Source organism: Stenotrophomonas riyadhensis (genome assembly GCF_040256885.1).
In the GTDB taxonomy this organism is placed as follows: domain Bacteria; phylum Pseudomonadota; class Gammaproteobacteria; order Xanthomonadales; family Xanthomonadaceae; genus Stenotrophomonas; species Stenotrophomonas riyadhensis.
In genome coordinates this window covers 4,095,240-4,120,532 of record NZ_CP155568.1, presented here as the reverse complement: position 1 = coordinate 4,120,532, position 25,293 = coordinate 4,095,240, and the positions used below count along the sequence as shown (strand labels likewise).

Below are 25,293 nucleotides of genomic sequence, written 5' to 3'. Positions count from 1 at the left end.
GAAACCGGGGCGCAAGGCAAGCGTTGGAGCTAGAATCTGCGACGTATGCCGGCGTGCCGGCCCCCTATCCGGAAACAGCCATGGCCCTTCTCCCCATTCTCGAGTTCCCCGATCCGCGCCTGCGCACCAAGGCCGCGTTGATCGAAGCCGCCGAAGTCACCACGCCGGCCTTCCAGGAACTGATCGACAACATGTTCCAGACCATGTACGACGCCCCGGGCATTGGCCTGGCCGCCACCCAGGTGGACGTGCACAAGCGCTTCATGGTCATCGATGTCAGCGAAGAAAAGAATGAACCGCATGTGTTCATCAACCCGGAAATCGTCGCCAAGGACGGAGGCCGGGTGTACCAAGAGGGCTGCCTGTCGGTCCCGGGCATCTTCGCCGACGTGACCCGCGCCGACACCATCACCGTGAAGTACCTGGACCGCAATGGCCAGCAGCAGGAGCTGGAAGCCGGCGAAGTGCTGGCCACCTGCATCCAGCACGAGATGGATCACCTGGACGGCAAGCTGTTCATCGACTATCTGTCGCCGCTCAAGCGCGAGATGGTGCGCAAGAAGCTGGCCAAGCAGCGCAAGCACGTGGCGTGATCGCCAATCCGGGCCGCCCTTCGGGTGGCCCGTGCCTGCGCGACGCGCGCGGGCTGTACGGCGCCGGCCGACGGCGCCGTTTTCTTTCCTGCACGAATCCATCCTGCAAGTGGGGTAGCCATGAGGATTGTCTTTGCCGGTACGCCGGAATTCGCGGTGTCATCGCTGCGCGCGGCTGCGCGCCATCACGAGGTCGTGGCCGTCTACACCCAGCCTGATCGCCCGGCCGGGCGCGGCCGTGGCCTGGCGCCGTCGCCGGTCAAGCTCGAAGCCGTGGCCCGCGGCATTCCGGTCTACCAGCCGGAGTTGCTGAAGGGTGAAGCCGCCCAGCAGCAACTGCGCGACCTGCAGCCGGACCTGATGGTGGTGGTGGCCTACGGCCTGATCCTGCCCAAGGCGGTGTTGGCCATTCCGACCCATGGCTGCTGGAACGTGCATGCCTCACTGCTGCCGCGCTGGCGCGGTGCCGCGCCGATCCAGCGTGCGATCCAGGCCGGTGACGCAAAGACCGGTGTGTGCCTGATGCAGATGGAGGCCGGCCTGGATACCGGCCCGGTGCTGCTGCACCAGGAGCTGCCGATCGCCGCCACCGATACCGGTGGCCAGCTGCACGACAAGCTGGCCGAGCTGGGCGCACAGGTGCTCTCCGACGGCCTGGGCCTGCTGCGCGCCGGCATCAAGCCGATCGCGCGACCGCAGCCGGAACAGGGCGTGACCTACGCACACAAGCTGGACAAGGCCGAAGCGAAGCTGGACTGGGCGCAGGATGCAGGCGCGCTGGCGCGCACCGTGCGCGCGTTCAATCCGTGGCCGATCGCCGAGGCGACGCTGGCCGGCGAACGCGTGCGCATCCATGGCGCGGTGGCGCTGGAGGCGGACCACGGCCAGGCACCGGGTACGGTGCTGGCCGCCGGCCGCGATGGCATCGACATCGCCTGTGGCCAGGGCGCTCTGCGCCTGCGCGTGCTGCAGCGTGAAGGCGGCAAGGCGATCACCGCCGCCGACTACCTCAACGCTCGCCGCGACCTGCGCGTGGGAGCGTAAGCGGTGTCGAAGCAGAACGATTTTTCCATCGCCAAGGCGGCGCCGGGCGCGGCGACGCGCATGCTGGCCGCACGCGTGCTGGCCCAGGTGTTCACCCGTGGCCGTTCGTTGAAGGCAGAGCTGGCCTGGGCATTGCCGAAGCTGGCCGACAGCCGCGACCGCGCGCTGCTGGAAGCACTGTGTTTCGCTGTCCTGCGTCGCCGCAGTACCTATGACGCTGCCTTGCAGGCATGGATGCAGAAGCCGCTGTCGGCGCGTGACGCCGATCTGCGCACGCTGCTGATGGTCGGCTTCGCCCAGCTGGACGTGCTGGAGCTGCCGGCACACGCGGCGCTGTCGGCCACCGTCGATGCGGCACGCGCGCTGGGTCGCGAGCGCCAGGCGGGCCTGGTCAATGCGATCCTGCGCCGCGCGCAGCGCGAGGGTTTCCCGGAGCAGCCTGCACGCGACGCCTTCCCGGACTGGCTGGCCGATGCGATCGAGCGCGATTGGCCGGCGCAGGCCGAGGCGATCTTCAACGCCAGCCTGCAGCCGGCACCGCTGTGGCTGCGCGCCAACCGCCAGCATGGTGGTCGCGACAAGGTGCTGGCCACGCTGTCCGACGCCGGCATCGGCGCCGAAGCCAGTGCGCTCTGCACCGACGCATTGCGCCTGGCGGCCCCCGTTGCCGTGAACCAGTTGCCTGGCTTCGCAGACGGTGCGCTGTCGGTGCAGGACCTGTCGGCGCAATGCGCGGCCGATGCGCTGGCGCCGGTGGCCGGTGCGCGCGTGCTGGATGCCTGTGCGGCACCGGGCGGCAAGTCGGCGCACCTGCTGGAGCGTGACCCCAGCCTGCGCCTGCTGGCGCTGGATATCGACGCGCGCCGGCTGGCCCGTGCACGCGACACCTACACCCGCACCGGGGTGGGCGAGCATGCACAGACGCTGGTTGCCGATGCCAGTGATCCCGGTTCGTGGTGGGACGGCGTGCCGTTCGACGCGATCCTGCTGGATGCACCGTGTTCAGCCACCGGTGTGATCCGTCGCCAGCCGGACGTGATGTTCCATCGCCGTGCGGAAGACATCGACGCGCTGGTCGGCGTGCAGGCGCGCCTGCTGGAAGCCTGCTGGTCGATGCTGCGGCCGGGTGGCGTGCTGCTGTATGCCACCTGTTCGATCCTGCGTGCCGAGAACATCGATCAGGTGCGCGCGTTCCTGAAGTGGCATCCGGACGCCGTGGCGCAGCCGTTGGGTGACGAGTTCGGCGTGGATTGCGAAGGCGTGGCACGCCAGCGACTGCCGGGTGACAACGATGCTGACGGTTTCTTCTACGCGCGTCTGATAAAAGCAGCCTGACCCCCGCTGCCGTTTCGAGTCCCATGCTGAAAACCCACGCGTCGCGCCAGACGTGGTTGTTCGTGCTGATGGCCCTGCTGGTGCTGGGGGCCGGTCTGGGCCTCCGTGATCCGTGGCCCTCGGATGAGCCACGTTTCGCGCTGGTGGCCAAGCAGATGGTCGACAGCGGTTACTGGTTGTTCCCGCATCGCGGCCCCGAACTGTATTCGGACAAGCCGCCGATGCTGATGTGGTGGCAGGCCACGCTGTACAGCCTGGTCGGCCACTGGCGGGTGGCGTTCCTGCTGCCCTCCTTGCTGGCTGCGCTGGGCACGCTGTGGTGCGTGGTCGACCTCGGCCGCCGCCTGTGGACGCGGCAGGTGGGGCTGTACGCGGGCTGGGCACTGCTGTTCGCGCTGCACTTCACCTTCCAGGCGAAGAAGGCGCAGATCGATCCGCTGGTGGTGCTGTTCATCACCCTGGCCAACTACGGCCTGCTGCGCCATCTGCTGCTGGGTCCGGCCTGGCGCTGGTGGTGGCTCGGCTGGTTCTTCGCCGGCATCGGGGTGATCACCAAGGGCGTAGGCGTGCTGGCGCTGATGATGATCGCGCCGGCCGCAATCGCATCCATGCTGCATTGGCCGCGGGTGCGCCTGCATGTGCGCGACCTGCGTTTCTGGCTGGCACCGCTCGTCTTCCTGCTGGCGGTGTCGTTGTGGCTGGCGCCGATGCTGCTGGCCGGCCTGGCCACCGGCTCGGAGCCGTACCGCGCCTACATGGACGACATCCTGTTCCGGCAGACTGCGCGGCGCTATACGCAGTCCTGGGACCATCACCAGCCGTGGTGGTATTTCCTGGCGATCATGCCGTCGATGTGGATTCCCGCGTTCCTGCTGCTGCCGTGGGCAGTTCCGGCCTGGTTCCGGCGGCTGCGTCGGCGCGATGCGCGCTACCTGCTGCCGTTGGCCTGGTGGCTGCTGGTCGTGCTGTTCTTCTCCATTCCGCACGGCAAGCGCGACGTCTACATCCTGCCGGCATTGCCGATGTTCTGCCTGGCGTTGGCGCCGTTGCTGCCCGGGCTGCTGAGGCGGCGCGACGTGCAGCGCGTGCTGGGCGCTTTCACCATGGTGCTGGCATTGGCGCTGGGCCTGGTCGGTGCGCTGGCGCTGCTGGGTGATCCCGGTTTCGAAGTGCGCCTCACCCATGGCCGCGGGCTGCTTCCCGGCGCCACCGATGCGCTGGCCTGGGCGGCGCTGGCGATGGCGATCTGGGCGGCCCTGAGCCTAGGGGTGTGCGGGCGCCGGCGTCGGCACGTGGCCCTGGTTTCCAGCCTGGCCGGGGTCTGGGTGCTGTACAGCCTGGTCGGTTATCCGGTGTTGAACGATTCCAGCTCGGCCCGTGGCCTGATGCGTGAAGTCAGCGCACGCATCGGCCCGCAGGCCGAGCTGGGACTGGTGGCATGGAAAGAGCAGAACCTGCTGATGGCCGATCGCCCGGCGGCCACCTTTGGATTCGAAGCGCGTTGGCATGAACAGCTGCAGGCGGCCGTGCGCTGGCAGCGGCTGGTTCCGCAGCAGCGCTGGCTGCTGGTGAACGAGGATGCGATGCAGGCCTGCATTGATCGTGCGCGGGCCGAGATGGCGGGCATTTCCAATCGTCGCCGCTGGTGGCTGGTGCCTGCCGACGCGGTTGCAGGCACCTGCCGGCCGTCGGCGGCGGAACTCGAGCACGAGCGCCGCCTGCAGGGACCCGGGATCGCCGATTGAGCGTTCGGGCAACGCGGCTCAGGTGCTGGCCAGGGCGGCGTGGTAGCTGGCCAGCGTGGCGTCGGCGAATGTCTGCAGGCCGAACTCCCGCTGTGCATGGCGGCGTGCTGCACGTCCGTGTTCCGGCAGCGCATCGCGCTGTGCGTACAGCGTCTGAACCTGTGCGGCGATGGCGTCGATGTCGCGGGTGGCAACCACCCAGCCATCGACACCTGGTTCGATGTTCTCCGGCAGGCCCGCATAGTCGCTGACCAGCATCGGCTTGCCGCTGGCCATCATTTCGCGGCAGGCGAAGGAGATCGTCTCGACGTCATGGGACAGTACGAAGCCAGCGTCGCCGGCAGCGATCAGCACGCGGGTATCGGCCAGCAGGCCTGTGAAGTGCACCTGTGCGGCGACCTCGCCCAGCGCCTGCACCTGTTCGCGCTGCTGCGCGCTGGGCAGGTGGCCGGCCACGGCCATGTGCACGTGCGGACGCACCGCATCGGGTAGCCGCGCGATGGCCTTGGCCAGGTCGATCCAGCCTTTGTAATCGTCGGTGCCGGCGTTGCTGACCAGCACCAGCGCCTGTGGATCCTGCGTCCATTGCTGGCGCAACGCGCAACCGGTGCCGGCCGGCTGTGGCGAGTAACGCTCGAGGTCCACGCCGTTGCGGACGACGTCGATCGGGCAGCGACGGTACGGGCCCTGTTCCAGCAGGCGCTTGGTGTCGGCCGATACTGCGATCACGCGGTCGGTGGCCAGGCGGGCACGGAAGGCGTTGCCCAGGGTGTTGGTCGGCTTGCTGTTGTGCTTGGTGAGGATGATCGGCGGGCGGCGCATGCCGAGCAGGCCCTGCATCACGAAGCGGTGGTCACGTGCACCGTTGACGTGGATCAGGTCGATGCCTTCTTCGCGCACCAGCCTGCGCAGCGCGCGCTGTTCGGCCAGCTGCCGGGGCAGCGTTGGCAGGCCGCTGCCGAACGCAATCGGCAGTGTGCGGGCGATGCCTTCATCGGCCATGGTCCGCAGCAGGCGGCTGTCGGCCGGTGCGGCGACATGGAGCGTGTGCTGGCCATGCAGGGCCCGCGCCAGCGAGACGATGTACGTGGTGTGACCGCCACCGTCGCCGTAGTGGAAGTTGGTGTACAGGATTTTCATGGGGGGTCTTCAGGCAACGCCCGCGCAGTGTGACACAGCGTGGTCAAGGCCGGTCCGCGGAAGGCGCCGGGTCGGCCACCGCCTGTCCATTGCCCAGCATCCACAACATGATGGTCTTCTGCCGCACGTAGTTGGCCCGTACATAGGCGTAGACCAGACCGTGCCAGCCATCGCGGAAGCCGCCGCGGAACAGGAATCCGCGCCAGAACCGCCAGGCCGGGGCCAGCACCAGCTTGCCCAGTGTGGCCCGCTTGCCGCGCGCGAACTCGTGCTCGGCCATCATCCGCGCGTACTTCTCGGTCTTGGCCAACTGCTGCTGCAAAGACCGGTACGGGTAGTGGATCAGGTCGCCGGGCAGGGTGCCCACGCTGCCGTCGACGCTGGCGGCCTCGTGGATCTCGCGCTTGCCGCGCCAGCCCCCGCGGCGGCGGTCGAACAGGCGCATCACCCGGTCCGGATAGGCATTGCCATGGCGCAGGAACTTGCCGAAGTACTCCGACAGGCGTGCGAAGCGATAGCCGGCATGGCCGGCGAAGCCGCCGTCACGGACCTGTTCGATGGCCGTGCGCAGCGCCGGGCTGATCCGTTCGTCGGCATCCAGGCACAGCACCCAGTCGTGGCGGGCCTGCTCGACGCAGAACGCCTTCTGGCTGCGGAAGCCGTCGAACGGGCGCTGCAGCACGCGGGCACCGGCGGCCTCGGCGATGGCTACGGTGGCATCGGTGGAATACGAGTCCACCACCACGATCTCATCGCAGAAGGCCAGCGAGGCCAGGCAGTCGCCGATGCGCCCGGCTTCGTTGAACGCGATAATGCACGCCGAGATGCGAGGCCGTTCGATGGGAGCGGTCGTGGAGGACATGATGGCCGGGTACCTGTTGTTTGCGACGGAGCGTTATGCGCTGCCTATTCTCGCCCCGTTGGCGCAGGCCTTGCACGCCTCCGGGCAGGAGGTGGCGGCCTGGTTCGAAGGCGGCGCGGCTGGCAGCAGCCTGCCGGGGGTGCCCAACATCGGCCTCAAGCAGGCCCTGGCGATGCGTCCGCGGGCGGTGTTCAGCGCGGCCAACTGGGTGCCGACATTCCTGTCCGGGGCCAAGGTGCAGCTGTTCCATGGCTTCAACGTGGAGAAGCGGGACAGCGCGCGCGGCCACTTCCGGGTGCGCGGCATGTTCGACCTGTACTGCACGCAGGGCCCGGCCACCACCGCGCCGTTCCGGGAGATGGCCAGCCTGCAGGGCCACTTCGCGGTGGCCGAGACCGGCTGGCCGAAGCTGGACCCGCTGTTCCGCGATGACGGTGGCGAGAGTTCCGCGCTGCGCGCACCGGCCGGAGACCGCCCGGTGATCCTGTTCGGCTCGACCTTCACTGAACGGTTGAGTGCGGCCCCACACCTGCATGCGCAGATCGCCGCTGATATCGCCGCCGGCGACCACTACTGGCTGCTGACCCTGCACCCGAAGTGCCCGCCGGAACTGTTCGAACGCTACCGCGCGCTGGCCGGTGCCAATGCCCGCTTCATCGAGCCGGAACAGGTGATGGCCGCGCAGCGTGCCGCCGACGTGCTGGTCTCGGATACCTCGTCGATCGTTTCGGAGTTCATCGTCCAGCACAAGCCGGTGGTGACCTTCCGCAACCGCGTGCCCAAGCCGCACATGATCGACTTCGATGATCCTGCGCAGCTGCCGGCGATGCTGCAGCGCGCGCTGCACCCGGACGCCGTGCTGCAGGCGGAGATCGTGCGCTACGCCGACGCCATCCACCCTTACCGCGATGGCCGCTCCAGCGAACGGGTGATCGCGGCCACCGAGGATTTCCTGTCCGGTGAAATGGGTGCGTTGCGGCGCAAGCCGTTCGGCAGCTGGGTGCGCGATCTGCAGATCCGCAAGGACCTGGGGTATTGGGGCCCGTCGCAGCGCTGAAGCCTCGCTGACCCCGCTCGCGGTAGTGCCGGCCGCTGGCCGGCAATCTCGGTAATGTCGGCGGATGCCGGCCAGCGGCCGGCACTACCTGTTTCAAGGCCGGGGTGCGCGGTGCCCCATCACCAGCGCAGCTTGCGCCGAGCCAGTGCCGCGGCCAGCTGCTCCATCACCTGCTGGGCCTGTGCCTGCGGCAGATGGTGCAGGGTCAGCGCCACATCGCCGTGCGCGCCGGCGGTATCCAGCTGCAGGCTGCTGGTGCCGAGCAGCTTGTCCAGCGGCGAGCGTTGCAGGCGCAGTCCCTGCACCTTGTCCAGTTCGGCCCAGCGCCACCAGCGCTTCCACCAGCCGCCCCGCACCGCCACGTAGTGGTCATCCAGATACCAGCCCATGCGTGCCATCTGCCGGTGCGCGACCAGCAGCGCCACCGGCAGCCACGCCAGCACCAGCAGGCCCCATGGGCCCCAGCGCCAGTACGCGGCCGCCGCCAGCAGCGGCACCAGCACCAGCGCACCCAGGCACAGCCGCCACCAGCCGCGCTGCGGAACGGACTGCCACTGCGCCGGTGGCCATTGCAGCTGTGGCAGCAGATGCTGCACCAGCTCCGTGCAGCGCTCGCTCGACGCCAGTGGCGCGAGTTCGCGCAGGGCGCGGTCCTCTTCGCGCGAGGGGCCACCGGCGGCGCTGTCGATACGCAGCTGGCGCAGCCCGAACCAGCGCGGCAGAGTGCCTTCGCGCAGCGTCCAGGCCTGGATGCGACGACGCGCCACGCTGCTGCGGGTGCGGCTGAGCAGGCCGGCCGAAACGGTCAAGCGGCGATCCTGCTCGCTGAGCGTAAAGCCGTGGTAGCGCAGCAGGGTCAGCACCACCGACAGCAGGCGCAGCCCCAGCCAGCCCACCAGCAGCGCGGCGGCCAAGAGCAGGAACGCGCCGGTTACGCCGGGATGCAGGTGGCTGGCATAGCCGAAGGCCTCGCGGCCACCACGCTGGATGGCATCGTCCATCACTGGCCGCGGCACGGTCTGGAACAGCACGCCGAACGCGGCCAGCGCCAGTGCCCAGCCACGGTTGGAGAGCAGGCCCATGCGCACCACGTCCCAGCTCGACAGGCGCAGCAGCACGTGCTCGCTGTCGACCTCGGCAATGGGCGGCGCATCAACGGCGTCAACGGCCTGTGGCGCCTGTCCACGCTGGCGTACCAATCGCTCCAGCGCCAGCGCCTGGTCCAGCTTCAGCACCCGCATCTCGGCTTCCGGACGCACGCCACCGGCCGACTCCAGGCGCAGTTCGGCCACGCCGAACAGGCGATGCAGCGGGTTCTGCCGTACTTCCACGTTGTGGATGCGCGCGAACGGGATCTCGCGGCGGTTGCGCGCCAGCAGGCCGCTGCGCACGGTGATCGCATCGCTGCCGATGCGGTAGCGGTAGCTGAGGTACTGCAGCACCGACACCAGCACCAGCGCGACGATCGCTGCCAGTGGAATCAGCTGCGCCCACATTGGATCGCGGTCGCCGCGCTGGCCGAATACCAGCAACGCCACCAGCGGCAGGAAGTAGTGGCGCAGCTGCATCAGCAGCACGAACAGCCACGACCACGGATGCAGGCGATGGTCCTCGCCACCGGCAGGCAGCGATGCGGGCAGGGGCGGCGGCAGGCTCACAGGGCGTCGGCGTCCTGGTCGAGCTGGTGCGACAGGGTGTCACGCAGGCGCTCGGCATCGGCCTCGTCCAGGCCGCTGACGGTCACCGCGCTCATGCGGGTACCGGCGGTGTGCACGATCAGCGTGGCCAGCCTGGCACGGCGTTCCAGCGGGCCCCGGCGCAGGTCCAGGTGCTGTACGCGCGAAATGGGGACGCGCGTTTCCAGCTGCCACATCAGGTCGCGGCGCAGGCCCAGCCCTTGGGCATCCAGCCGCCAGCGGGTGCGGGTCAAGCGCCGGCGGCCGAGCCAGGCGCCGAAGACGATGCCGATCAGCAGCCCAAGGGCGGCCGTCCACAGGCCGCCGGGCAGGTCGAAGAACCACGCGGCTGCGGCCAGCGGCAGGCCCGGCACGAACAGGCCGCCGAAGGCGCCTTCCAGTGCAGCGAGGCGGGCAGCGCGTTGCGGCAGCGACTGCCAGGCATCGGTGGGCGAGGAGGGCGGGGGAACGTCGGTCACGCGGGCTCCGTCAGGTGGCAGGGCGGGCGGTGGCGGCCGTGGCCGCACCGCGCAGACGGTAGCAGGTCGGCTGCGTTACTGGGCAGCCTGGATCAGCGCGTCCACATCCAGCATGTGGCCTGCGCGATCAGCCTTGGTGCGCAGGTAATGCTCGTTCTCGGCGGTGATCTCGCCGGTGACCGGAATGCAGTCCAGCACCTCGATGCCAGCGTTGCGCAGGCGCTGTGCCTTGGTCGGGTTGTTGCTGAGCAGGGCCACGCGCGAAATGCCCAGGCCACGCAGCATCGCCACCGCACTGCCGTAGCGGCGCTCGTCGGCACCGAAGCCCAGCTGTGCATCGGCATCGATGGTGTCCAGGCCGTCGTGCTGGTAGCCGTAGGCGCGCATCTTGGCGGCAATGCCGGTGCCGCGTCCTTCCTGGTCCAGGTACAGCAGCACACCGCCGCCCAGTTCCTTCAGCTTGCGCAGGCCACGCCGCAGCTGGTCGCCGCAGTCGCACTTCAGCGAACCGAACAGGTCGCCGGTCAGGCACGAGGAGTGCACGCGCACAGGCACCACTGCCGACAGGTCCGGTTCGCCGACGATGATCGCGACCTGGTCGCGCTGGGCCACGCCGCCGCGGAACACCGCGAAGGTGGTCATGCCGACGTCGCGCAGCGGTACCGGCGAACGTGCCACCAGTTCGTAATCGTGGGCCGCATGGGCAGCGCCTTCGGCCAGGTCGCACAGGGCCACTTCGGCAGCACCGTCAAAGGTGCGGTCTTCGGCGTCCAGGCGCACCGCCACCATTGCCGGCAGCAGCAGGCCGAGGCGGGCCAGTTCCACCGCGCCGGCATCGAAGGCGTCACCCGCGCTCCAGCCGTCCGGCATCGGGCCCGGCTCGCGCAGGTAGCCCAGCGAGGGCAGCGCATCGAAGGCAACACCCGCCAGCGGCAGGCGTGCTCCTTCCGGGGCCTCCACGCCGAGCACGCGGGCGCGGGTGGCGGTCAGGAACAGGTAGTGGCGCTCGCACGCGGCGCTGGCGAACGTGGCGAAGCTGCTGGCGGTGGCGCTGTCCAGTGCGATCACCGCCAGGCGCTGGCCCTGACCATCGTGGAGTAGCACCGGGCGACCGGCGCGCAGTTCGGCCACCGCGCGTTCGCAGCGGATCGCGGCGGGATCGCCGAACAGGGAAGGGGCAGCAGGCATGGCAGGACCGGGGGAGGCGGACATCGCAGTCTCTATGGGGGCGCCGGCGTCGTATTCAACGTGGTGCGGCCGCCGGTCGCAGGTGCCATGTGGGCCTGAGTGCGGCAGCCGTCAGTGCGGATGCTCTTCGGTCGCGTACGGGTCTTCCTCGCCGCTGCCTGGTGGCCGCAGCGTATAGCGCTTGTAGGTCCACTGGTACTGCGCCGGATCGCGGCGCGCAATGCGCTCGATGCCGGCATTGAGCGCGGTGGCGGCCACCTGCGGGTCCGGGTCGGCCACGGCCGGGTCGGTCGGCTCGATGTGCAGGGCGAATTCCATGTCCGGCCCGATGCGCTCGCACCAGCCGTACAGCACGGTGGCGCCGGTGCGCTCGGCCAGCCGGTTGACCAGGGTCATGGTCAGCGCCTGCACGCCGAAGAACGGCACGAACACGCCGTCGCCGGCCTTGGGCTGCTGGTCGGGCAGGATGCCGGTGGCACCGCCGTCCTTGAGCACCTTGAACAGCTGGCGCACGGCCGGGCCTTCGGCGCGCACCTGCTGTACGTTCTGGCCGCCCCGCACCAGCTGCAGGAAGGCATCGCTGGCTTCGTCCTCCGGCGGCTTGTAGACAATGGCGATCTGCCCGCGCGAGGCCAGCCACTGGTTCAGCAGCTCCCAGTTGCCGAAGTGAGGTGCGGCCACGATCACGCCCTTGCCGCTGGCCAGGGCCACGTCGTACAGGGCCTCGCCGTGGCGCTGCTTCAGGTGCAGGCGCAGGTTGTCGGCCGGCGCCTGGCTCCACAGGCGCAGGGTCTCGATGGCCTGCAGCGCGGTGGAGCGCAGCAGATCGCGGTGCAGGCGATCGCGTGCGGCGCCGTCCAGCTCCGGGTAGGCCAGTTCCAGGTTGCGCCGGGTGACACGGCTCTCACGGGCGTTGAGATTGATCCAGGCCCACGCCAGCGCGCGCGCGAATCCCCGCAGTACTGGCCAGGGCAGGCGGGCGAACAGGGTGGTGGCGCGGTAGACCAGCCGGGCTTTGCGTTGCGGATTCATCGGTGCCAGTTTAGCCAAGGCCGCTGCTATCGTGGCCGGCCCCGTTCATTGGAAGCCCACGATGCTCGTCCTGATCCAACGTGTCAGCCAGGCCGCCGTCCATGTCGATGACGAAGCGGTGGGGCAGATTGGCCCGGGCCTGCTGGCCCTGGTCGGCATGGAGCCGGGCGATACCGAGGCCCAGCTGCGGCGCATGGCCGAGCGCCTGCTGGGCTACCGGGTGTTCGCCGACGAGGCCGGGAAGATGAACCGGTCGCTGCGCGACACCGGCGGCGGCCTGCTGCTGGTCAGCCAGTTCACCCTGGCGGCCGATACCCGTTCGGGCATGCGGCCCAGCTTCACCAGCGCTGCAGCGCCGGACGAGGCTGAACGCGGGTTCAATCGATTTGTCGAGATCTGTCGTGAAAATCACGCGCCAGGGGTGGAAACGGGCCGATTTGGTGCCCATATGGTCGTCAGCCTGGTCAATGACGGTCCCGTGACCTTCCTTCTCAGGCCCTGAGCCTGCGGGACCACCGCCCGGCAGGTGGGGCCCCGGGCTGGTATAATGCTACGTTCCCTATTTCTCCCTAGCCGGTGGCGCGAGCACTACATGGCCAACGAACGTCCTGCCCAATCCGAAATCAAGCAACTGATCAGCAAGGGCCTGGAACAGGGCTACCTGACCTACGCCGAAGTCAATGACCATCTGCCGGACGACATGGTCGACCCGGAACAGATCGAAGACATCATCGGCATGATCAACGGCATGGGCATTGATGTCCATGAAGTTGCGCCGGATGTGGAAACCCTGCTTCTCAACGATGGCAACACCGGTAACCGCGAAGTCGATGACACCGCGGCCGAAGAAGCCGCCGCCGCGCTGAGCGCGCTCGACACCGAAGGTGGCCGTACCACCGACCCGGTGCGCATGTACATGCGCGAAATGGGCACGGTCGAGCTGCTGACCCGCGAAGGCGAAATCGCCATCGCCAAGCGCATCGAGGAAGGCCTTTCGCAGGTCCAGGCCGCCCTGGGCCAGTTCCCGGTCTCGGTCGAGTCGCTGCTGACCGACTACGAAGCCCACAAGGAAGGCAAGAAGCGCCTGGCCGAAGTGATCGTTGGCTTCAACGACCTGGCCGACGAAGAGCCGGCGCCGCCGGCGGCTGCTGCCGATGACAGCAGCGATGCCGACGCCGAAGGCGACGAGGACGAGGACGATGATGTCGAGGGTGGCGAGGAAGAAGCCGCACCGACCGGTCCGGATCCGGAGGAAGTCGCTGCGCGCATGCAGGCGCTGAGCGATGCCTTCAACGCCTTCAAGAAGGCGGCGACCAAGGGCGACAAGAAGAACCTGCCGCGCCTGCGCGAAGAGATGTCGGCGGTGTTCGTCACCCTGAAGCTGCCGCTGCCGCTGACCGACGTGCTGACCAAGCAGCTGCGCGACACCATGGCGTCGATCAAGGCCCACGAGCGCCGCGTGCTGAACCTGGCCACTGTCACCGCCCGCATGCCGCGCAAGGACTTCATCCGCTCCTGGGAAGGCAACCAGACCAACCTGGAGTGGGTGGAAGACGCACTGAAGCGCAAGCAGAAGTGGTCTTCGGCCCTGCGTGAAGTGAAGGACCAGATCATCGCCGAACAGCAGGCGACGATCGACATCGAGAAGCTGACCCAGCTGGACCTGGAAGAGCTGAAGGAAATCAGCCGTGCCATGGCCTACGGTGAAGCCAAGGCGCGCAAGGCCAAGAAGGAAATGGTCGAGGCCAACCTGCGCCTGGTGATCTCGATCGCCAAGAAGTACACCAACCGCGGCCTGCAGTTCCTCGACCTGATCCAGGAAGGCAACATCGGCCTGATGAAGGCCGTGGACAAGTTCGAGTACCGCCGCGGTTACAAGTTCTCGACCTACGCCACCTGGTGGATCCGCCAGGCGATCACCCGCTCGATCGCCGACCAGGCGCGCACCATCCGTATTCCGGTGCACATGATCGAGACGATCAACAAGTTGAACCGCATTTCCCGCCAGATGCTCCAGCAGTACGGCCGCGAGGCTACGCCGGAGGAGCTGGCCAAGGAAATGGACATGCCGGAAGACAAGATCCGCAAGGTGATGAAGATCGCCAAGGAGCCGATCTCGATGGAAACCCCGATCGGCGACGACGAGGATTCCCATCTGGGCGACTTCATCGAGGACACCAACGTGGAGTCCCCGATCGAGAACACCACCAACATCAACCTGTCTGAAACCGTGCGCGACGTGCTGGCCGGCCTCACCCCGAGGGAAGCCAAGGTGCTGCGCATGCGCTTCGGCATCGACATGAACACCGACCACACGCTGGAAGAGGTCGGCAAGCAGTTCGACGTGACCCGCGAGCGCATCCGCCAGATCGAAGCGAAGGCCTTGCGCAAGCTGCGTCACCCGAGCCGTTCGGAACAGCTGCGCAGCTTCCTGGATATCGATTGATATCCGGCGGCTGTTGAAGCGTTGAGAAAAACCCCGCCTGGTGCGGGGTTTTTCTTTTTGGGATGGCGTGTGCTTTGCCTGCTCTCTCCTGTAGAGCCGAGCCATGCTCGGCTGCTGTTCGCGGTGACGTATCCGGCTACGCACGTGAACGCACACAGGCCTCATTGCTGAGCCTTGTGACGCAACTGGCTTGAGAATTGTTGAGGCCTTCGCCGCGATTCGCTGCCGGGGGAAGTGGTCATTCAGCCGAAACCCCAAGTGCCTCAATGAAATGTGTAGTCGGATGGGAGTGACAAGCGCACGCAATGTCGCATTCACCAATTGAAGCCTCTAGCCTTCCTTCCACACAGTCCTCCGCAGGTGCTCAACACACCGTCGTAGGCGGACTGTCTGCCGCAACAGCAGGCAATCCAAGGCCAAACCGCAACTCTCGCCATTCCGGTGAGCCCAAGGGTTTCTGGCCGGGTGGCGCGCAGCCATACAAGACCCTGCAAGGGGAAAGCTGCGGGCGGCCCTACGACCGTGTTGAAGCACCCGGTCGCCTCTCTCAACAGGAGGCGGAAGAGGTTCGACGAATCGTAGGAGAGTGAATATGGGGCTGACGGAGATTGACGGTGGGTGCGGCTGGGGTGGCTCGGATACGCGTGGCTGCGACTTCCCCCCGTTGTTGGACTGGGACGATGTGCTGCGTGATGAGCGCGAGGATCCACTGGGGTTCGCCCGACGAGCGACGTTGGCATTGCTGACACAGTCGGGTGCCGGATTGCTTGCTGGCTTCGGCGGCGGCAACCAGATTGGGCTGGAAGAGGCCAGGAGGACGGTGGCGCTGTTCCACGCCCACCTGCGGCGGCAGGCGTGGTTCGCGGAAGCGGCGGAGAAGCGGTTGGGGCACGTTGCTGAGGTTCTTGCTGCTGCCGGGTAGCCGATCGTGCGCGGCCTCCACTACACTGTGACGCTGCGCAGGGCCTATAGCTCAACGGTTAGAGCAGGGGACTCATAATCCCTTGGTTTCAGGTTCGAATCCTGATGGGCCCACCACATCAACGTCCAGCGAAGTCCAGAGTTGTGGGCGTAGGCATAAGTTGGCCGGGATGGCCAACTCATGCTGATGTGCATTCATCAATTGCCTGAAAATCTTTCCCCTTAGACTTGGGCTCGAGTCGTAACCCGCCGGTTGTCAATGACGATGTGATCCAGAGGACGACCTCTGGTGATCTCCAGCTGGACATTTTCAGCAACAGGCGATGGATTGACTTGGTTCTAGGTGGATTTGACCGACAATCGTGGCGACCGGCTAATTGGAAAATGCCGTTTTAGCGGGACGGTGACGTGGACCTAGGTGCTCTTGGCCAATAGACGACTGCATCGGCGGAGTGCGGGAAATGAACCCCCGGCGAGCCGGGGGTTCCTCTGTGAGTTACGGATCATCCGCAGTGGTAAGGATCTGCAGGCCCAAGCTGGCGAAATAGTCGGTAGGCATGAAGAAGAGATCTTTATAGAACTCTGTCCCTGAATTGCCCCGCCCATGAACCATGCCATACGCGGTGTCGTAGAAGCGCCCATCAGGCTTCTGCGTCCCATAGACAGGGCCACCGCTATCGCCAAAATCCGTCATGGTGCGGCCTTCCGGGCTAACCACCCGAACGAATTCGCCGATAGCGTTTTCAAAGGTTGCTTGAAATTTAAGATCGGTGATGAGGCCGCACGTCTCATACGTTGATTTTCCGTACTTACAGACAATGTCCCCCACCTTCATCTCTGAGCGCGGCCTTACGGCGACCATAAGACGGCTCTGAGATCCTGCCTCGACGCGGTGGGAGGGAACGTAGTGATACCGGCTCGTGTCTGGATAGGTATGCCATTGAATGTCCTCTGAGCCGGATTTTTTTTCGGCCTGAAAGGTCAAGGGATTTCCACTATGCGTCAACGTGTTATCGCAGTGCCCCGCTGTAGTGATGCCGCGAGTCGTGCCGCTCTTAACGCCAAACCCGCTGGTGCAGTAGGATCCCGGTGGCTCCTTGAGCTTCTGGGCAGAGCTCAGCGATATTTCCAGTAGCGTGGGCTGCAAGAAGCCAGTGGTTCTCTTAAATCGAATGAACGGAATTTCCGAGCGTAGGGAACGCATGGGCTGTTCCACCAGCTGCGGATCTTCAACAGAAAATTCAACGGTTGAATGCTCCAAGTCCAGGCGTGAGAGGAAATTGATCCCATTTCGATGGAGCTCCTCACCAACGGCTTGTTGAGCCGCACCAAGTTCAACCAACGAATGGGATGCTGGCAGAGCAACGAAGGCGGGGTCCGCGGTCACTGAACGCAGACTTTCTACCGGGGACTCTGTGAAACGTACAACAACACGGAATTGGGGCTGGTGCTCCACATACAGTCCGCCGAATGTCGTTGGATACTTGGTTCGAAGGATCTCTTGTACTTTGGTCGATTCCGCCATGACGAGGAATCGCGCCTGAGCTTCAATCTTGGATACCCCGAACATCCTTGAGTATGTAGCTATTGGGGTGCTGTTGTCCTCGGTCTCAAACTCTGAAGAACACAGCGCATGGCTGGAGTAGAACGAAAACAGCGCAGCTGCAGCAATTCCGGCAATACGAAGACGCTTCATTTCAATTTCCTTTTGGATGTAGCGATTTTCAAATTAGTACCATCAGAGGCGGCAGGACGATGGCCACGGTTTACGCCAAGATCGACAGCCGGCAGGCTACGTCAGTGCTGCCCATCGGCGGCCAGTTCGCGTCACCAGGTGATCCACTCAAGGCCGTGATGCCCAGCATGTGCACGCCGACCTGATGACGGCGGGACGGCTCCAGGCCAATTACCTCAATGAGCAGATGGGTCGGCAAGTCGCCGGCGGCCGTCTGCTGATCGGGTTCCTTCAGCAGGGGCAGTCGGTGGTGAAAGATCTTGGGGCTCTCTGACATGGGCCGCATACTGGATGCCGCACTCCGTTGAATAGCGCAGCGGCATATACCGCTGCGCCTGGGTGTCACTGGAACTCGATGACCTCGCGCATCGGTTGCGTCCAGGTATCAGTGACTACGCACGCTCCTTCATGACAGAAGGTTTGGGTGCAGCGAGCCATGCCGCCGCCGGCGGGGACGCACGAAGTGTGGAAGGAAGCGGCATTGGCGGTGGGCACAACGCCTACGGTCCCGGCCGCTGCAGCGGCAGCAACGATCAAACCAAGCAAGACATTTTGGATCTTCATGATCACTCCACTGTCAAGTTGATGAATGCCCGATGGGCAGCTGGAAGGTCTCAACGGACTTGGATATTCGCAATAGGAAAATCACTCGCCGACATATAGGGAAACGCCTACGAGGCAGCAGTGGTAGGGGGGGGGCAGGGCTTCCTGAGCGGTTAAAACTTGCGGTTGAGCGAATCGCAGCGGCTGAGACGCTCGGCAATATCCTTCTGGTCATGCTTCCCATGCACGGCTACCAGGGTTTCCGCACCGCTCCCGTCCCCTCTGGCTGGGGCCAGCTGAGTGACAACTGGGTGCTGAGGTGGAGCGGTCGGCAGATCGCCCAAGTTTCCCCAGCCAAGGAACGCGGGGGGCGTGTGCACATCGGTGTCCAGAAGATGTGGCAGACCAAGGACGAATGGGCGGCCAGCCTTGTCCAAGGCAAGAGCGCTGGCAGCGCGTGTTGCCCTTGGCACTGATTCCTGGCCTTCTCTCGACCCCTTGCCTTCGCCGTATCGAGCGATGGGGTGATGTCACGTATGGGTCTATTGGGACTGCTGCGGGTCGCAGGCGGCACTGCCTCCACCAAGCCTCCAAGTCTTCTCGATGGATACGATCCGACTTGGCTCTCTGCCTGAGTCTTACAGCGGTCAGTCGCCCGCTATCAATAGCTCTGCGTATCGTCTTGGCAGAGCACGTGCTTTGTTCTGCCGCTTCTGCAACGGTCATTAGCTTGTCGGAAGGAGCCACTAGGGTTTCCCCTTGCGCTCGTCATGGTGCCGCAGCCGAGCCAGCGCTTCCTCCATCTGGGGCGAGGTAGGAACCAGGGAGGCGCCAGGTGTTCCCTCGAGATTTCCAGTTGCGGGAGTTTTCGGTTGCTCTGTACAGCTCGTTCTTCGCATAGAGCTGCTTGCCCATGAAGCTTCTGGGCACAAGGCCCAGATCAGGGGCGTTCCTTCGAAACTGACGGGACGACACGCCGGGGTAGTGGGCGGCCTCGTCTGCAGTACGCCAGTCCTTGCCTGAGAGATCGACGCGCATGATCGATAGCTGAGATCTCAGACCCTCAATTTCTGTGGACAGATTCTGGAGAGCTGGTTGGACCCAGCTGATATCAATGTCAGCCATGAGCATGCCTAGTAGATGTTGGAAGTTGGGAGCGCCGCGTCTCAGTCTATGAGCGTCGCGCGACCTAAGCTGGCAGAGCCCATTAGGGGTGAAGCTTGGGAGTCTCAGATGACGAATGTGACCTTCTACGTTGGGCCGCATCAGGATGACTGGCAGCTGTTCCGTGGGGAGCAGGCATATCTCGATATTCAATCGGGCGCCAGAGTGGTCTTTATTTACCTCACGGCTGGCGATGCAGGGGGCGGACCGGTTCCTGGATGGTGGAGTGCACGAGAGCAGGGAGCATTGGAGTCTTGTCGCTTGGCTACTGGACCAAATCCGCTGATTTGGGGGGTGAACTGGTTCAATGGCCGCCCCATTACCGGATGCGACTGTGGGAATACGACAAGCTACTTCTTGCGGCTACCAGATGGCTCGCTGGATGGGCTGAGAATCAACAGCGCACCAATCAGCGCTATTGATGGCTCGACCAGCTACCTTGGCTGGGAGGATGTCTGCCAAACACTCAAAGCTATCTTGGACGAGCATAAGGCGGCATCAACGAATGCGAGGCCGTACGTGAACGCTCCGGACTATGACGTTGCATTGAATCCCGAACCCAACACGGATCACACCGCCACCGGCTTCGCGGTACTGGCTGCCACGCCGAACGGATACAACCGTGCTTGGTGGGTGGGCTATGACATTGGAGAACGGCCAGAGAATATCGACTCGCTGGCGGCCGGGCGAAAAAGGGAGCTGCAGCAAGCGTACACAGGCCGAATTCTCAAGGAGACAACCGACGCGGGTTCACCCTATGACGATTGGGCAGAGGCCGGCAGCATCTACGAGGCTTGGATAAAGCGAAGCTACTCCCGCTCTGATTCTGGTGGCTGAGGATGGCTATTCGGCTGAATGGATCTGGGGTCCTATACGTCCCCAGGTCTGTTCACGGCAGAACGGATGCCGCGAGCAGTAGAGCGATGTGTGAGTCGATTAGTGATTCAAAAGTAGATTGAATTAGACTGATTTTTAATAAAATCAATCATTTTCGAGGATTTTGTGGGTGCTGGTGGACACCACATCAACGTCCGACGAAGTCCAGTGACGACGCCCCGATGGCTTCTGGCTGATGCATCAGGGGGGGCACCAAGGGCAGCACCTTGCGGCGATGCCCTTCCATTGAAGTGCCCTCAGGATCGCGGAAGATTCTCGATCGGACCCACGCGACCGGGCGGGGGCGGCTGACAGTTGCCGAAGCACCCACCACCACCGGGGAACCAGCCGCCGATCCCGCCACCACCGCCAGTGCTGCCACCACCTCCGCCGCCGCCAGACGGGGGTGTCGAGGCGAAGCTGTCTTCAGTGCCGCCTGACTCTTCTGCCGACTTCCCGCACGGCTTGCTGACGGTGATCATGCTTGAGCCGGTCATCATCATGATTTTTGTCTTGTACATGACGTTGCCGACGAAAGACGTGTTGCGCCATGCATCCGCACCGAAGGTCCTTTCAGCGGTCTCATCCAGTTTCTTGAGGAATGCCTTGTTGGGTGCCTCTGCAGAGGAGGCGCCGGCTTGCTTGGCTGCCGCGATATCTTTCAGGTCGACCGATATCGAGAACGGGAGCATTGGAAGAACGGTGCAGGCCAGAGCAACACCGGTAACGGTGAAAGCTGCGGTGGCCAGGACGAATTTACTTACAGGTTTCATTGCCATCCTTGCGAGTTGTCAACGGGGAACGGGCGGTAATCGGGAACGAACGCGTTGCCGGTTCTTCCCTGGTAAAGCTGGTTGAAAGTAGCGTTCAGACGAAGTGCTTCGGCCTCCCCCTGCATCCGCTCCTCGATAGTGAGTGGCGCAGAGAACATGATTTCCCTGCCAAGCGCGGCGGAAGGGTCTGCGCGCATCTCCAGGACACGCGAAACCGCGTATGCGTTGATGTTTCCCGCTCGACCGGTGGATGCGAAATGTGTCGCAAGCAACTGCAGCGCAAAGTAGTTGCCGTCCACTGCGGACGACATCATCTGGTCCAGGGCCGCTCGATCGGGGAGCCTTCGCGAGTCCAGCATCGTGCGGGCAAGCTTGTCGCCGTTACTGGCGGCCTGTTCCAGCAACGCATCGGGCGCGCTGGAATAGGAAGCCCACTGTGCGGTATTCGGATAGCCGTGTTCGTCCAGCCAGCGTTGCTCTTCGCGGCTACGCCCATCAAATGGATCATCGTCCTTGGGCTCCATGGCATCGCGATTCTGCGGAACACCAGGAAACAGCATGCTCGTGCTGCTTGCAGGCCGTGACGCGGTCGATGCCACTAGGGATGGTGAGGTGGCTGGATCGCTGCGCTGCCCGCCCGCCTGTTCAACACTCGGTGCTGTTTGCGAGGGCTGTGGCGTGGGGCGAAGGAGGAGAAAGGCCGCTACTGCTCCCGTGGCGAGTACGGCAATGATGAGTGCTGCAGCGAATTTCTGCGATGAACTTCGGTTTTCCATGATGCCGGGACAGGTTCCTTGCGTTGAATTCGTATTGCGCATATCTGGATCGCCTGCATACAACGGAGAAGTGGTGCACCCTCCCCCAGTCACCCGTGGTCCGGATTCAGTTTTCGTTTACGTTGCTGTGGTCTGGTCCGTCAGCTGACTTCGAAGATGATCTGCTCGCTGGTGCATTCCGGCACACTTGTCGGGCCCGATGGTGGGTGGCTCGCATGCAGGGATCGACCATGCCCAACACCGATACGTCCGTGGAAGACTTCACCACTGAAATCGAAGACAGCCGGCATCTGTTCGCCTGGTGCCTGGTGCGCTACGGCCAGATTCCCGAAGCGCTGGCAATCGAACACGCACGCCAACGCTATCCCGACCAGGCCCCTGGCTGCGAGTACGAGCACGCACTGATCTTCCACGACGAGCCCTGGCACTGGGCGATGCTGCACGTGTTGGGTGAAGGGTACTGGCACCAGAACCCGGAACTGGCGCAGCCGTCGCTGGCGTACGACACCGAGTCGGATGCGTTGTGCCTGGCTCGCGGTGAGTCGGTTCCCTTGCTGGATGAGGACGAGTATCTCGGTGCGCTTGCCCATGCCCGCCATATGCATGCGTGGACGCTGATCCATCAGGCAGGCATTGCCGAAGAGCAGGCGCAGCAGCAGGCGCTCGAACACTACGCCTACTTTCCGCCGCATCATCGTTGGCGGATGCGCGTCCACGATGCGCGTGCTGCATGGGGCGGCGTGATGGGTGCGCTGCACCTCGATGACTACTGGTCGCAGCCGGAGCTGCACACGCCACCACAGGCCTATTGGCATGCGTCGCGCGCTTTCGTTGCCGCGAATGGAATCCGCCTGCCGGATGGTCCGGGAAGTGCCTGAAGCACTTCCCGGATCCTTCACGATCAGCTCTCCAGGAACGCCAGCAGGTCGGCGTTGATCCGGTCGGCGTGCGTGGTCGGAATGCCGTGCGGTGCACCCTCGTAGGTGATCAGCGTGCCGTTCTTTACCAGCTTCGCGGAAAGGACGCCGGAGTCGGAATACGGCACCACCTGGTCGTCATCGCCGTGGATCACCAGCACCGGAATGGAAATGCCCTTCAGATCTTCGGTGAAATCGGTCTGCGAGAAGGCAACGATGCCGTCGTAGTGCGCCTTGGCCGAGCCTTGCATGCCCTGCCGCCACCAGTTCCAGATCACCGCGTCCGACGGCTTCGCGCCGGGGCGGTTGTAGCCGTAGAACGGTCCGGCCGGTACGTCATGGTAGAACTGCGCACGATTGGCGGCCAGCTGTGCCTGGAAATCGTCGAAGACCTCCTTGGGCGTGCCCTGTGGGTTGGCTGCGGTCTTGACCATCAACGGCGGCACCGAGCTGATCAATACCGCCTTGGACACGTTCTTCTCGCCATGGCGCGCGATGTAGCGCACCACCTGGCCGCCGCCGGTGGAATGGCCCACATGCATGGCACCCTGGGTGCCCAGCTTTTCGACCACTGCAGCAACATCGTCGGCATAGTGGTCCATGTCATGCCCGTCCCATACCTGGCTGGAGCGGCCGTGTCCGCGGCGATCGTGCGCGACCACGCGATAGCCCTTGTTGACGAAGAACAGCATCTGCGCGTCCCAATCGTCGGCGGTGAGCGGCCAGCCATGATGGAAATGGATGACCTTGGCGTCGCGCGGACCCCAGTCCTTGTAGAAGATCTCGACGCCGTCTTTGGTGGTAACCGTAGCCATTTCGGGGTTCCTCGCTGTTGGGTTTGGAGAACGTCCTGCGTCGCGGCGGCCTGCATCGGTGCAGGAGCAGGGACGCTGACGGTGAATCTCGCGGGAGTGGCCCCAGGCATGCGATTCCTTCTATGCTGAGGCAGCCATCACTCCGCCCGAATCCATTCTAGGTAGCGCTCTATCAATTGAAATTGGCGGAGGTGACATTCATGCGTATCGAAACTGACAAGCGGATCGAAGTCGCTCTGCTGATCTACCCGGATTGCCAGATGGCGGCCATCCATGGCCTGACCGATCTGTTTCGGATCGCGAATGAATGGGCTGCGTATCCTCACGAGGATGACCGGCGGTGCTTCATCCGGGTGACGCATTGGCAATGGAACCCGCAATCGGGCCGCATGGAATGTTGCTGGGACAGCGATCCCGGCGATGTGAACGCCCCTGGCTTCTTGATCTCGCCGCCGAGCGTGGCGATGCCTGAGCGCATGTCCGCGATGCCAAACGAGGCGCAGTGGCTAAAAACGCTCCATTCAGGCGGCACGATCATGTGCTCCGTCTGCGCGGGTGCTTTCGTGCTTGCCCAGACCGGCCTGCTTGCACGGCGACGGGTCACGACGCACTGGGCGTTCGCGGGCCTGCTTGCCGGCACCTACACCGACGTCCAGGTGACCACCGAGAACGTCGTCATCGATGATGGCGACGTCATTACGTCAGGCGCGATCCTTGCGTGGAATGATCTGGGCCTGTTGATCGTCGATCGCACGATGGGCTCCAGCGTGATGTTGGCAACGGCACGCTTCATGCTCAGTGACGGAATCCGGCAGGACCAGCGGCCACTGCAGGGATTCCTGCCAAAGCTGGATCACGATGACGCAGCGCTGCTGGCTGTCCAGCGATCCATCCTTGCCGAACCCGGATTGCGCCACACGGTCAGTACCCTGGCTGAGCGTGCCCACCTGACCGAAAGAACATTCATCCGGCGATTCCAGAAGGCCACGGGACTCAATCCGGCTGACTACATCCGGCAGGTCAGGATGGCCAAGGCCAGGGATGCGCTGCAGCTCGGCGATATCCCTGTTGCGCAACTGGCCTCGACATTGGGATACGACGATGTGAGCGCATTTCGCAAGGCATTCCAGAGCATCGTTGGCATGTCCCCTTCGGCCTACCGGAATCATTTCCGGATCAGGCGGCGCGCACAGCGATGAATTTCACCCGCGCCGCCCCCTGCCATCAATGCTGTACCGCCCAGCCCCAGTGCAGGCCAGCAGCAGGAAGCCACCGGCCAGCCCCAGGTTCTTCAGGAACATGATCTGCTGGGTCTGGTCGGCGAAGTTGTGATGGAAGATGAAAGCGGTGACCAGGCTGAAACCCACCAGCACGATCGACACCAGCCGGGTCTGGAAGCCGAACAGGATGCACAGTCCGCTGCCGATCTCGAAGGCGATGGTCGGCCAGAGCAGGATGCCGGGCACGCCCATCGCTTCCATGTAGCCCTGGGTGCCGCTGAGATCACCGAGCTTGCCCAGGCCGGAGATGAGGAACAGCGCCATCAGCAGGATGCGTGCAAGCAGGTAAGCGAGCGAATGGGATGAGTGGCTCACGTCGGTGTCCTCGGAGGTGGCCGGCGAAGGCGATCGGAGCCCACCGGCAGTGAAGCCCGTGTCTACGCCAAGGGCAAGACGCCTTGACAGCTGGCCGTCCGCAGGAGACCTTTCTCCCATGACGATTGATATTGAATCGCTCAGCCTTCGGGAGCTGGGCGCCTTGGTGGTTGCCGCTGAACAGCGGAAACAGCTCATTTCCAGCCGCCGCCCGGCCAGCGCGGTGCGGCGGATGTTGAAGGCCGCCGCGGCGGAGGCCGGTTACACCCTCGAAGAACTCTTCGGTGGCGAAGCCTCGGAAACACCTGCGCCCGCCCGCAAGCCCGCCCGCCGGAAATCCGGCAAAGTCGCGCCCAAGTATCGCGACCCGGAATACAAGCGCCTGACCTGGACCGGTCGCGGACGCATGCCGCGCTGGTTGGCGTCCAAGGTGTCGATGGGTCACAAGGCCACCGATTTCCTGATTCCTGGCCTGGCCAAGCCGACCGCCGGCAAGACCAGCACCATCGGCAAGCGGACCGTCATCAAGAAGGGATGAGGCTGCGGCACTGCTACGCTGCCCGGGTCTTTCAACCAAGGAG

General features: G+C 64.7%; 26 protein-coding genes and 1 tRNA gene. 13 read left to right on the top strand and 14 right to left on the bottom strand.

The annotated features are described in order from the left end of the window. Positions 1-80 precede the first annotated feature (80 nt). The 4 genes from def (at position 81) to SriyCCGPB3_RS19000 (ending at position 4,717) form a co-directional block, all read left to right on the top strand. Positions 81-593, top strand: a complete 513-nt coding sequence (def, locus tag SriyCCGPB3_RS19015) for a peptide deformylase (RefSeq protein ID WP_110713876.1) — start codon at positions 81-83, stop codon at positions 591-593. A 120-nt stretch (positions 594-713) separates the two neighbouring features. After that, complete coding sequence (gene fmt, locus SriyCCGPB3_RS19010; RefSeq protein WP_350259626.1) at positions 714-1,637, top strand: methionyl-tRNA formyltransferase; 924 nt, start codon at positions 714-716, stop codon at positions 1,635-1,637. A 3-nt stretch (positions 1,638-1,640) separates the two neighbouring features. Continuing rightward, positions 1,641-2,972, top strand: a complete 1,332-nt coding sequence (gene rsmB, locus SriyCCGPB3_RS19005; protein WP_164160820.1) for a 16S rRNA (cytosine(967)-C(5))-methyltransferase RsmB — start codon at positions 1,641-1,643, stop codon at positions 2,970-2,972. Positions 2,973-2,995: 23 nt separating this feature from the next. Next, positions 2,996-4,717 (top strand): ArnT family glycosyltransferase, encoded by a 1,722-nt coding sequence (locus SriyCCGPB3_RS19000; protein ID WP_110713873.1) that lies wholly within the window; start codon positions 2,996-2,998, stop codon positions 4,715-4,717. Between the two features lie 18 nt (positions 4,718-4,735). Here SriyCCGPB3_RS19000 and SriyCCGPB3_RS18995 read toward each other — a convergent pair whose 3' ends face one another. Together SriyCCGPB3_RS18995 and SriyCCGPB3_RS18990 are read right to left on the bottom strand one after the other, a co-directional pair. Beyond that, complete coding sequence (locus tag SriyCCGPB3_RS18995; RefSeq protein WP_153854618.1) at positions 4,736-5,857, bottom strand: glycosyltransferase family 4 protein; 1,122 nt, start codon at positions 5,855-5,857, stop codon at positions 4,736-4,738. Between the two features lie 43 nt (positions 5,858-5,900). Continuing rightward, the gene (locus tag SriyCCGPB3_RS18990; RefSeq protein WP_153854617.1) at positions 5,901-6,719 is read right to left on the bottom strand and encodes a glycosyltransferase family 2 protein; all 819 of its coding nucleotides are present in this window, start codon (positions 6,717-6,719) and stop codon (positions 5,901-5,903) included. On the opposite strand from SriyCCGPB3_RS18990, the gene SriyCCGPB3_RS18985 reads away from it, so the two are divergent. After that, the gene (locus tag SriyCCGPB3_RS18985; protein WP_153854616.1) at positions 6,718-7,776 is read left to right on the top strand and encodes a CDP-glycerol glycerophosphotransferase family protein; all 1,059 of its coding nucleotides are present in this window, start codon (positions 6,718-6,720) and stop codon (positions 7,774-7,776) included. The genes SriyCCGPB3_RS18990 and SriyCCGPB3_RS18985 overlap by 2 nt on opposite strands. A 119-nt stretch (positions 7,777-7,895) precedes the next feature. On the opposite strand, the gene SriyCCGPB3_RS18980 is transcribed toward SriyCCGPB3_RS18985, so the two are convergent. The 4 genes from SriyCCGPB3_RS18980 to SriyCCGPB3_RS18965 form a co-directional block, all read right to left on the bottom strand. Next, positions 7,896-9,434, bottom strand: coding sequence for a PH domain-containing protein (locus tag SriyCCGPB3_RS18980; protein ID WP_324187243.1), 1,539 nt, complete (start codon positions 9,432-9,434; stop codon positions 7,896-7,898). After that, a complete protein-coding gene (locus SriyCCGPB3_RS18975) occupies positions 9,431-9,931 on the bottom strand; it encodes a PH domain-containing protein (RefSeq protein ID WP_248858349.1) in 501 nt (166 codons plus the stop codon). The genes SriyCCGPB3_RS18980 and SriyCCGPB3_RS18975 overlap by 4 nt, the downstream gene beginning before the upstream one ends. A gap of 75 nt (positions 9,932-10,006) precedes the next feature. Then, positions 10,007-11,143: a GTP cyclohydrolase II RibA gene (gene ribA / locus SriyCCGPB3_RS18970; protein WP_153854615.1), complete on the bottom strand. Its 1,137-nt coding sequence runs from the start codon at positions 11,141-11,143 to the stop codon at positions 10,007-10,009. Positions 11,144-11,230: 87 nt separating this feature from the next. Continuing rightward, positions 11,231-12,151 (bottom strand): lauroyl acyltransferase, encoded by a 921-nt coding sequence (locus SriyCCGPB3_RS18965; RefSeq protein ID WP_153854614.1) that lies wholly within the window; start codon positions 12,149-12,151, stop codon positions 11,231-11,233. 61 nt (positions 12,152-12,212) lie between these two features. Between SriyCCGPB3_RS18965 and dtd the strand changes: the two genes are divergently transcribed. From dtd to SriyCCGPB3_RS18945, 4 genes are all read left to right on the top strand, one after another. Continuing rightward, a complete protein-coding gene (gene dtd / locus SriyCCGPB3_RS18960; protein ID WP_110713866.1) occupies positions 12,213-12,653 on the top strand; it encodes a D-aminoacyl-tRNA deacylase in 441 nt (146 codons plus the stop codon). Between the two features lie 90 nt (positions 12,654-12,743). Then, complete coding sequence (rpoD, locus tag SriyCCGPB3_RS18955) at positions 12,744-14,597, top strand: RNA polymerase sigma factor RpoD (RefSeq protein ID WP_014038623.1); 1,854 nt, start codon at positions 12,744-12,746, stop codon at positions 14,595-14,597. A gap of 592 nt (positions 14,598-15,189) precedes the next feature. Beyond that, complete coding sequence (locus SriyCCGPB3_RS18950; protein ID WP_110713865.1) at positions 15,190-15,519, top strand: hypothetical protein; 330 nt, start codon at positions 15,190-15,192, stop codon at positions 15,517-15,519. A 40-nt stretch (positions 15,520-15,559) separates the two neighbouring features. Then, positions 15,560-15,635: transfer RNA gene (locus SriyCCGPB3_RS18945), tRNA-Ile, on the top strand. Positions 15,636-16,014: 379 nt separating this feature from the next. Here the strand turns inward: SriyCCGPB3_RS18945 and SriyCCGPB3_RS18940 are convergent. From SriyCCGPB3_RS18940 to SriyCCGPB3_RS18925, 4 genes are all read right to left on the bottom strand, one after another. Next, entirely contained in the window at positions 16,015-17,214 is a 1,200-nt protein-coding gene (locus SriyCCGPB3_RS18940; RefSeq protein WP_110713864.1) for a S1 family peptidase, read from the bottom strand. Between the two features lie 70 nt (positions 17,215-17,284). Continuing rightward, the gene (locus SriyCCGPB3_RS18935; RefSeq protein WP_153854599.1) at positions 17,285-17,530 is read right to left on the bottom strand and encodes a hypothetical protein; all 246 of its coding nucleotides are present in this window, start codon (positions 17,528-17,530) and stop codon (positions 17,285-17,287) included. A gap of 65 nt (positions 17,531-17,595) precedes the next feature. Then, positions 17,596-17,817: a hypothetical protein gene (locus tag SriyCCGPB3_RS18930; RefSeq protein WP_153854598.1), complete on the bottom strand. Its 222-nt coding sequence runs from the start codon at positions 17,815-17,817 to the stop codon at positions 17,596-17,598. 210 nt (positions 17,818-18,027) lie between these two features. Further along, positions 18,028-18,522, bottom strand: coding sequence for an excisionase family DNA-binding protein (locus SriyCCGPB3_RS18925; RefSeq protein WP_204353083.1), 495 nt, complete (start codon positions 18,520-18,522; stop codon positions 18,028-18,030). A gap of 507 nt (positions 18,523-19,029) precedes the next feature. On the opposite strand from SriyCCGPB3_RS18925, the gene SriyCCGPB3_RS18920 reads away from it, so the two are divergent. Further along, positions 19,030-19,797 carry a PIG-L family deacetylase gene (locus SriyCCGPB3_RS18920; protein ID WP_162622098.1) on the top strand — a complete coding sequence of 256 codons (768 nt, stop codon included), beginning with the start codon at positions 19,030-19,032 and terminating at the stop codon, positions 19,795-19,797. 296 nt (positions 19,798-20,093) lie between these two features. Here the strand turns inward: SriyCCGPB3_RS18920 and SriyCCGPB3_RS18915 are convergent, their stop codons facing one another. Together SriyCCGPB3_RS18915 and SriyCCGPB3_RS18910 are read right to left on the bottom strand one after the other, a co-directional pair. Then, entirely contained in the window at positions 20,094-20,609 is a 516-nt protein-coding gene (locus tag SriyCCGPB3_RS18915) for a hypothetical protein (RefSeq protein ID WP_153854597.1), read from the bottom strand. Next, positions 20,606-21,427, bottom strand: coding sequence for a hypothetical protein (locus tag SriyCCGPB3_RS18910; RefSeq protein ID WP_153854596.1), 822 nt, complete (start codon positions 21,425-21,427; stop codon positions 20,606-20,608). The genes SriyCCGPB3_RS18915 and SriyCCGPB3_RS18910 overlap by 4 nt, the downstream gene beginning before the upstream one ends. A gap of 188 nt (positions 21,428-21,615) precedes the next feature. Between SriyCCGPB3_RS18910 and SriyCCGPB3_RS18905 the strand changes: the two genes are divergently transcribed. Further along, positions 21,616-22,263, top strand: a complete 648-nt coding sequence (locus SriyCCGPB3_RS18905; protein ID WP_153854849.1) for a hypothetical protein — start codon at positions 21,616-21,618, stop codon at positions 22,261-22,263. Positions 22,264-22,286: 23 nt separating this feature from the next. Here the strand turns inward: SriyCCGPB3_RS18905 and SriyCCGPB3_RS18900 are convergent, their stop codons facing one another. Then, on the bottom strand, positions 22,287-23,117 hold the full coding sequence (locus SriyCCGPB3_RS18900) for an alpha/beta fold hydrolase (protein ID WP_153854595.1): 831 nt from the start codon (positions 23,115-23,117) through the stop codon (positions 22,287-22,289). Positions 23,118-23,317: 200 nt separating this feature from the next. On the opposite strand from SriyCCGPB3_RS18900, the gene SriyCCGPB3_RS18895 reads away from it, so the two are divergent. Next, positions 23,318-24,316 (top strand): GlxA family transcriptional regulator, encoded by a 999-nt coding sequence (locus SriyCCGPB3_RS18895; RefSeq protein WP_350259625.1) that lies wholly within the window; start codon positions 23,318-23,320, stop codon positions 24,314-24,316. A 3-nt stretch (positions 24,317-24,319) separates the two neighbouring features. Here SriyCCGPB3_RS18895 and SriyCCGPB3_RS18890 read toward each other — a convergent pair whose 3' ends face one another. Continuing rightward, complete coding sequence (locus SriyCCGPB3_RS18890) at positions 24,320-24,712, bottom strand: DoxX family protein (protein WP_032128569.1); 393 nt, start codon at positions 24,710-24,712, stop codon at positions 24,320-24,322. A 118-nt stretch (positions 24,713-24,830) separates the two neighbouring features. Between SriyCCGPB3_RS18890 and SriyCCGPB3_RS18885 the strand changes: the two genes are divergently transcribed. Beyond that, the gene (locus tag SriyCCGPB3_RS18885; protein WP_111113055.1) at positions 24,831-25,250 is read left to right on the top strand and encodes an H-NS family nucleoid-associated regulatory protein; all 420 of its coding nucleotides are present in this window, start codon (positions 24,831-24,833) and stop codon (positions 25,248-25,250) included. Positions 25,251-25,293: the final 43 nt, after the last annotated feature.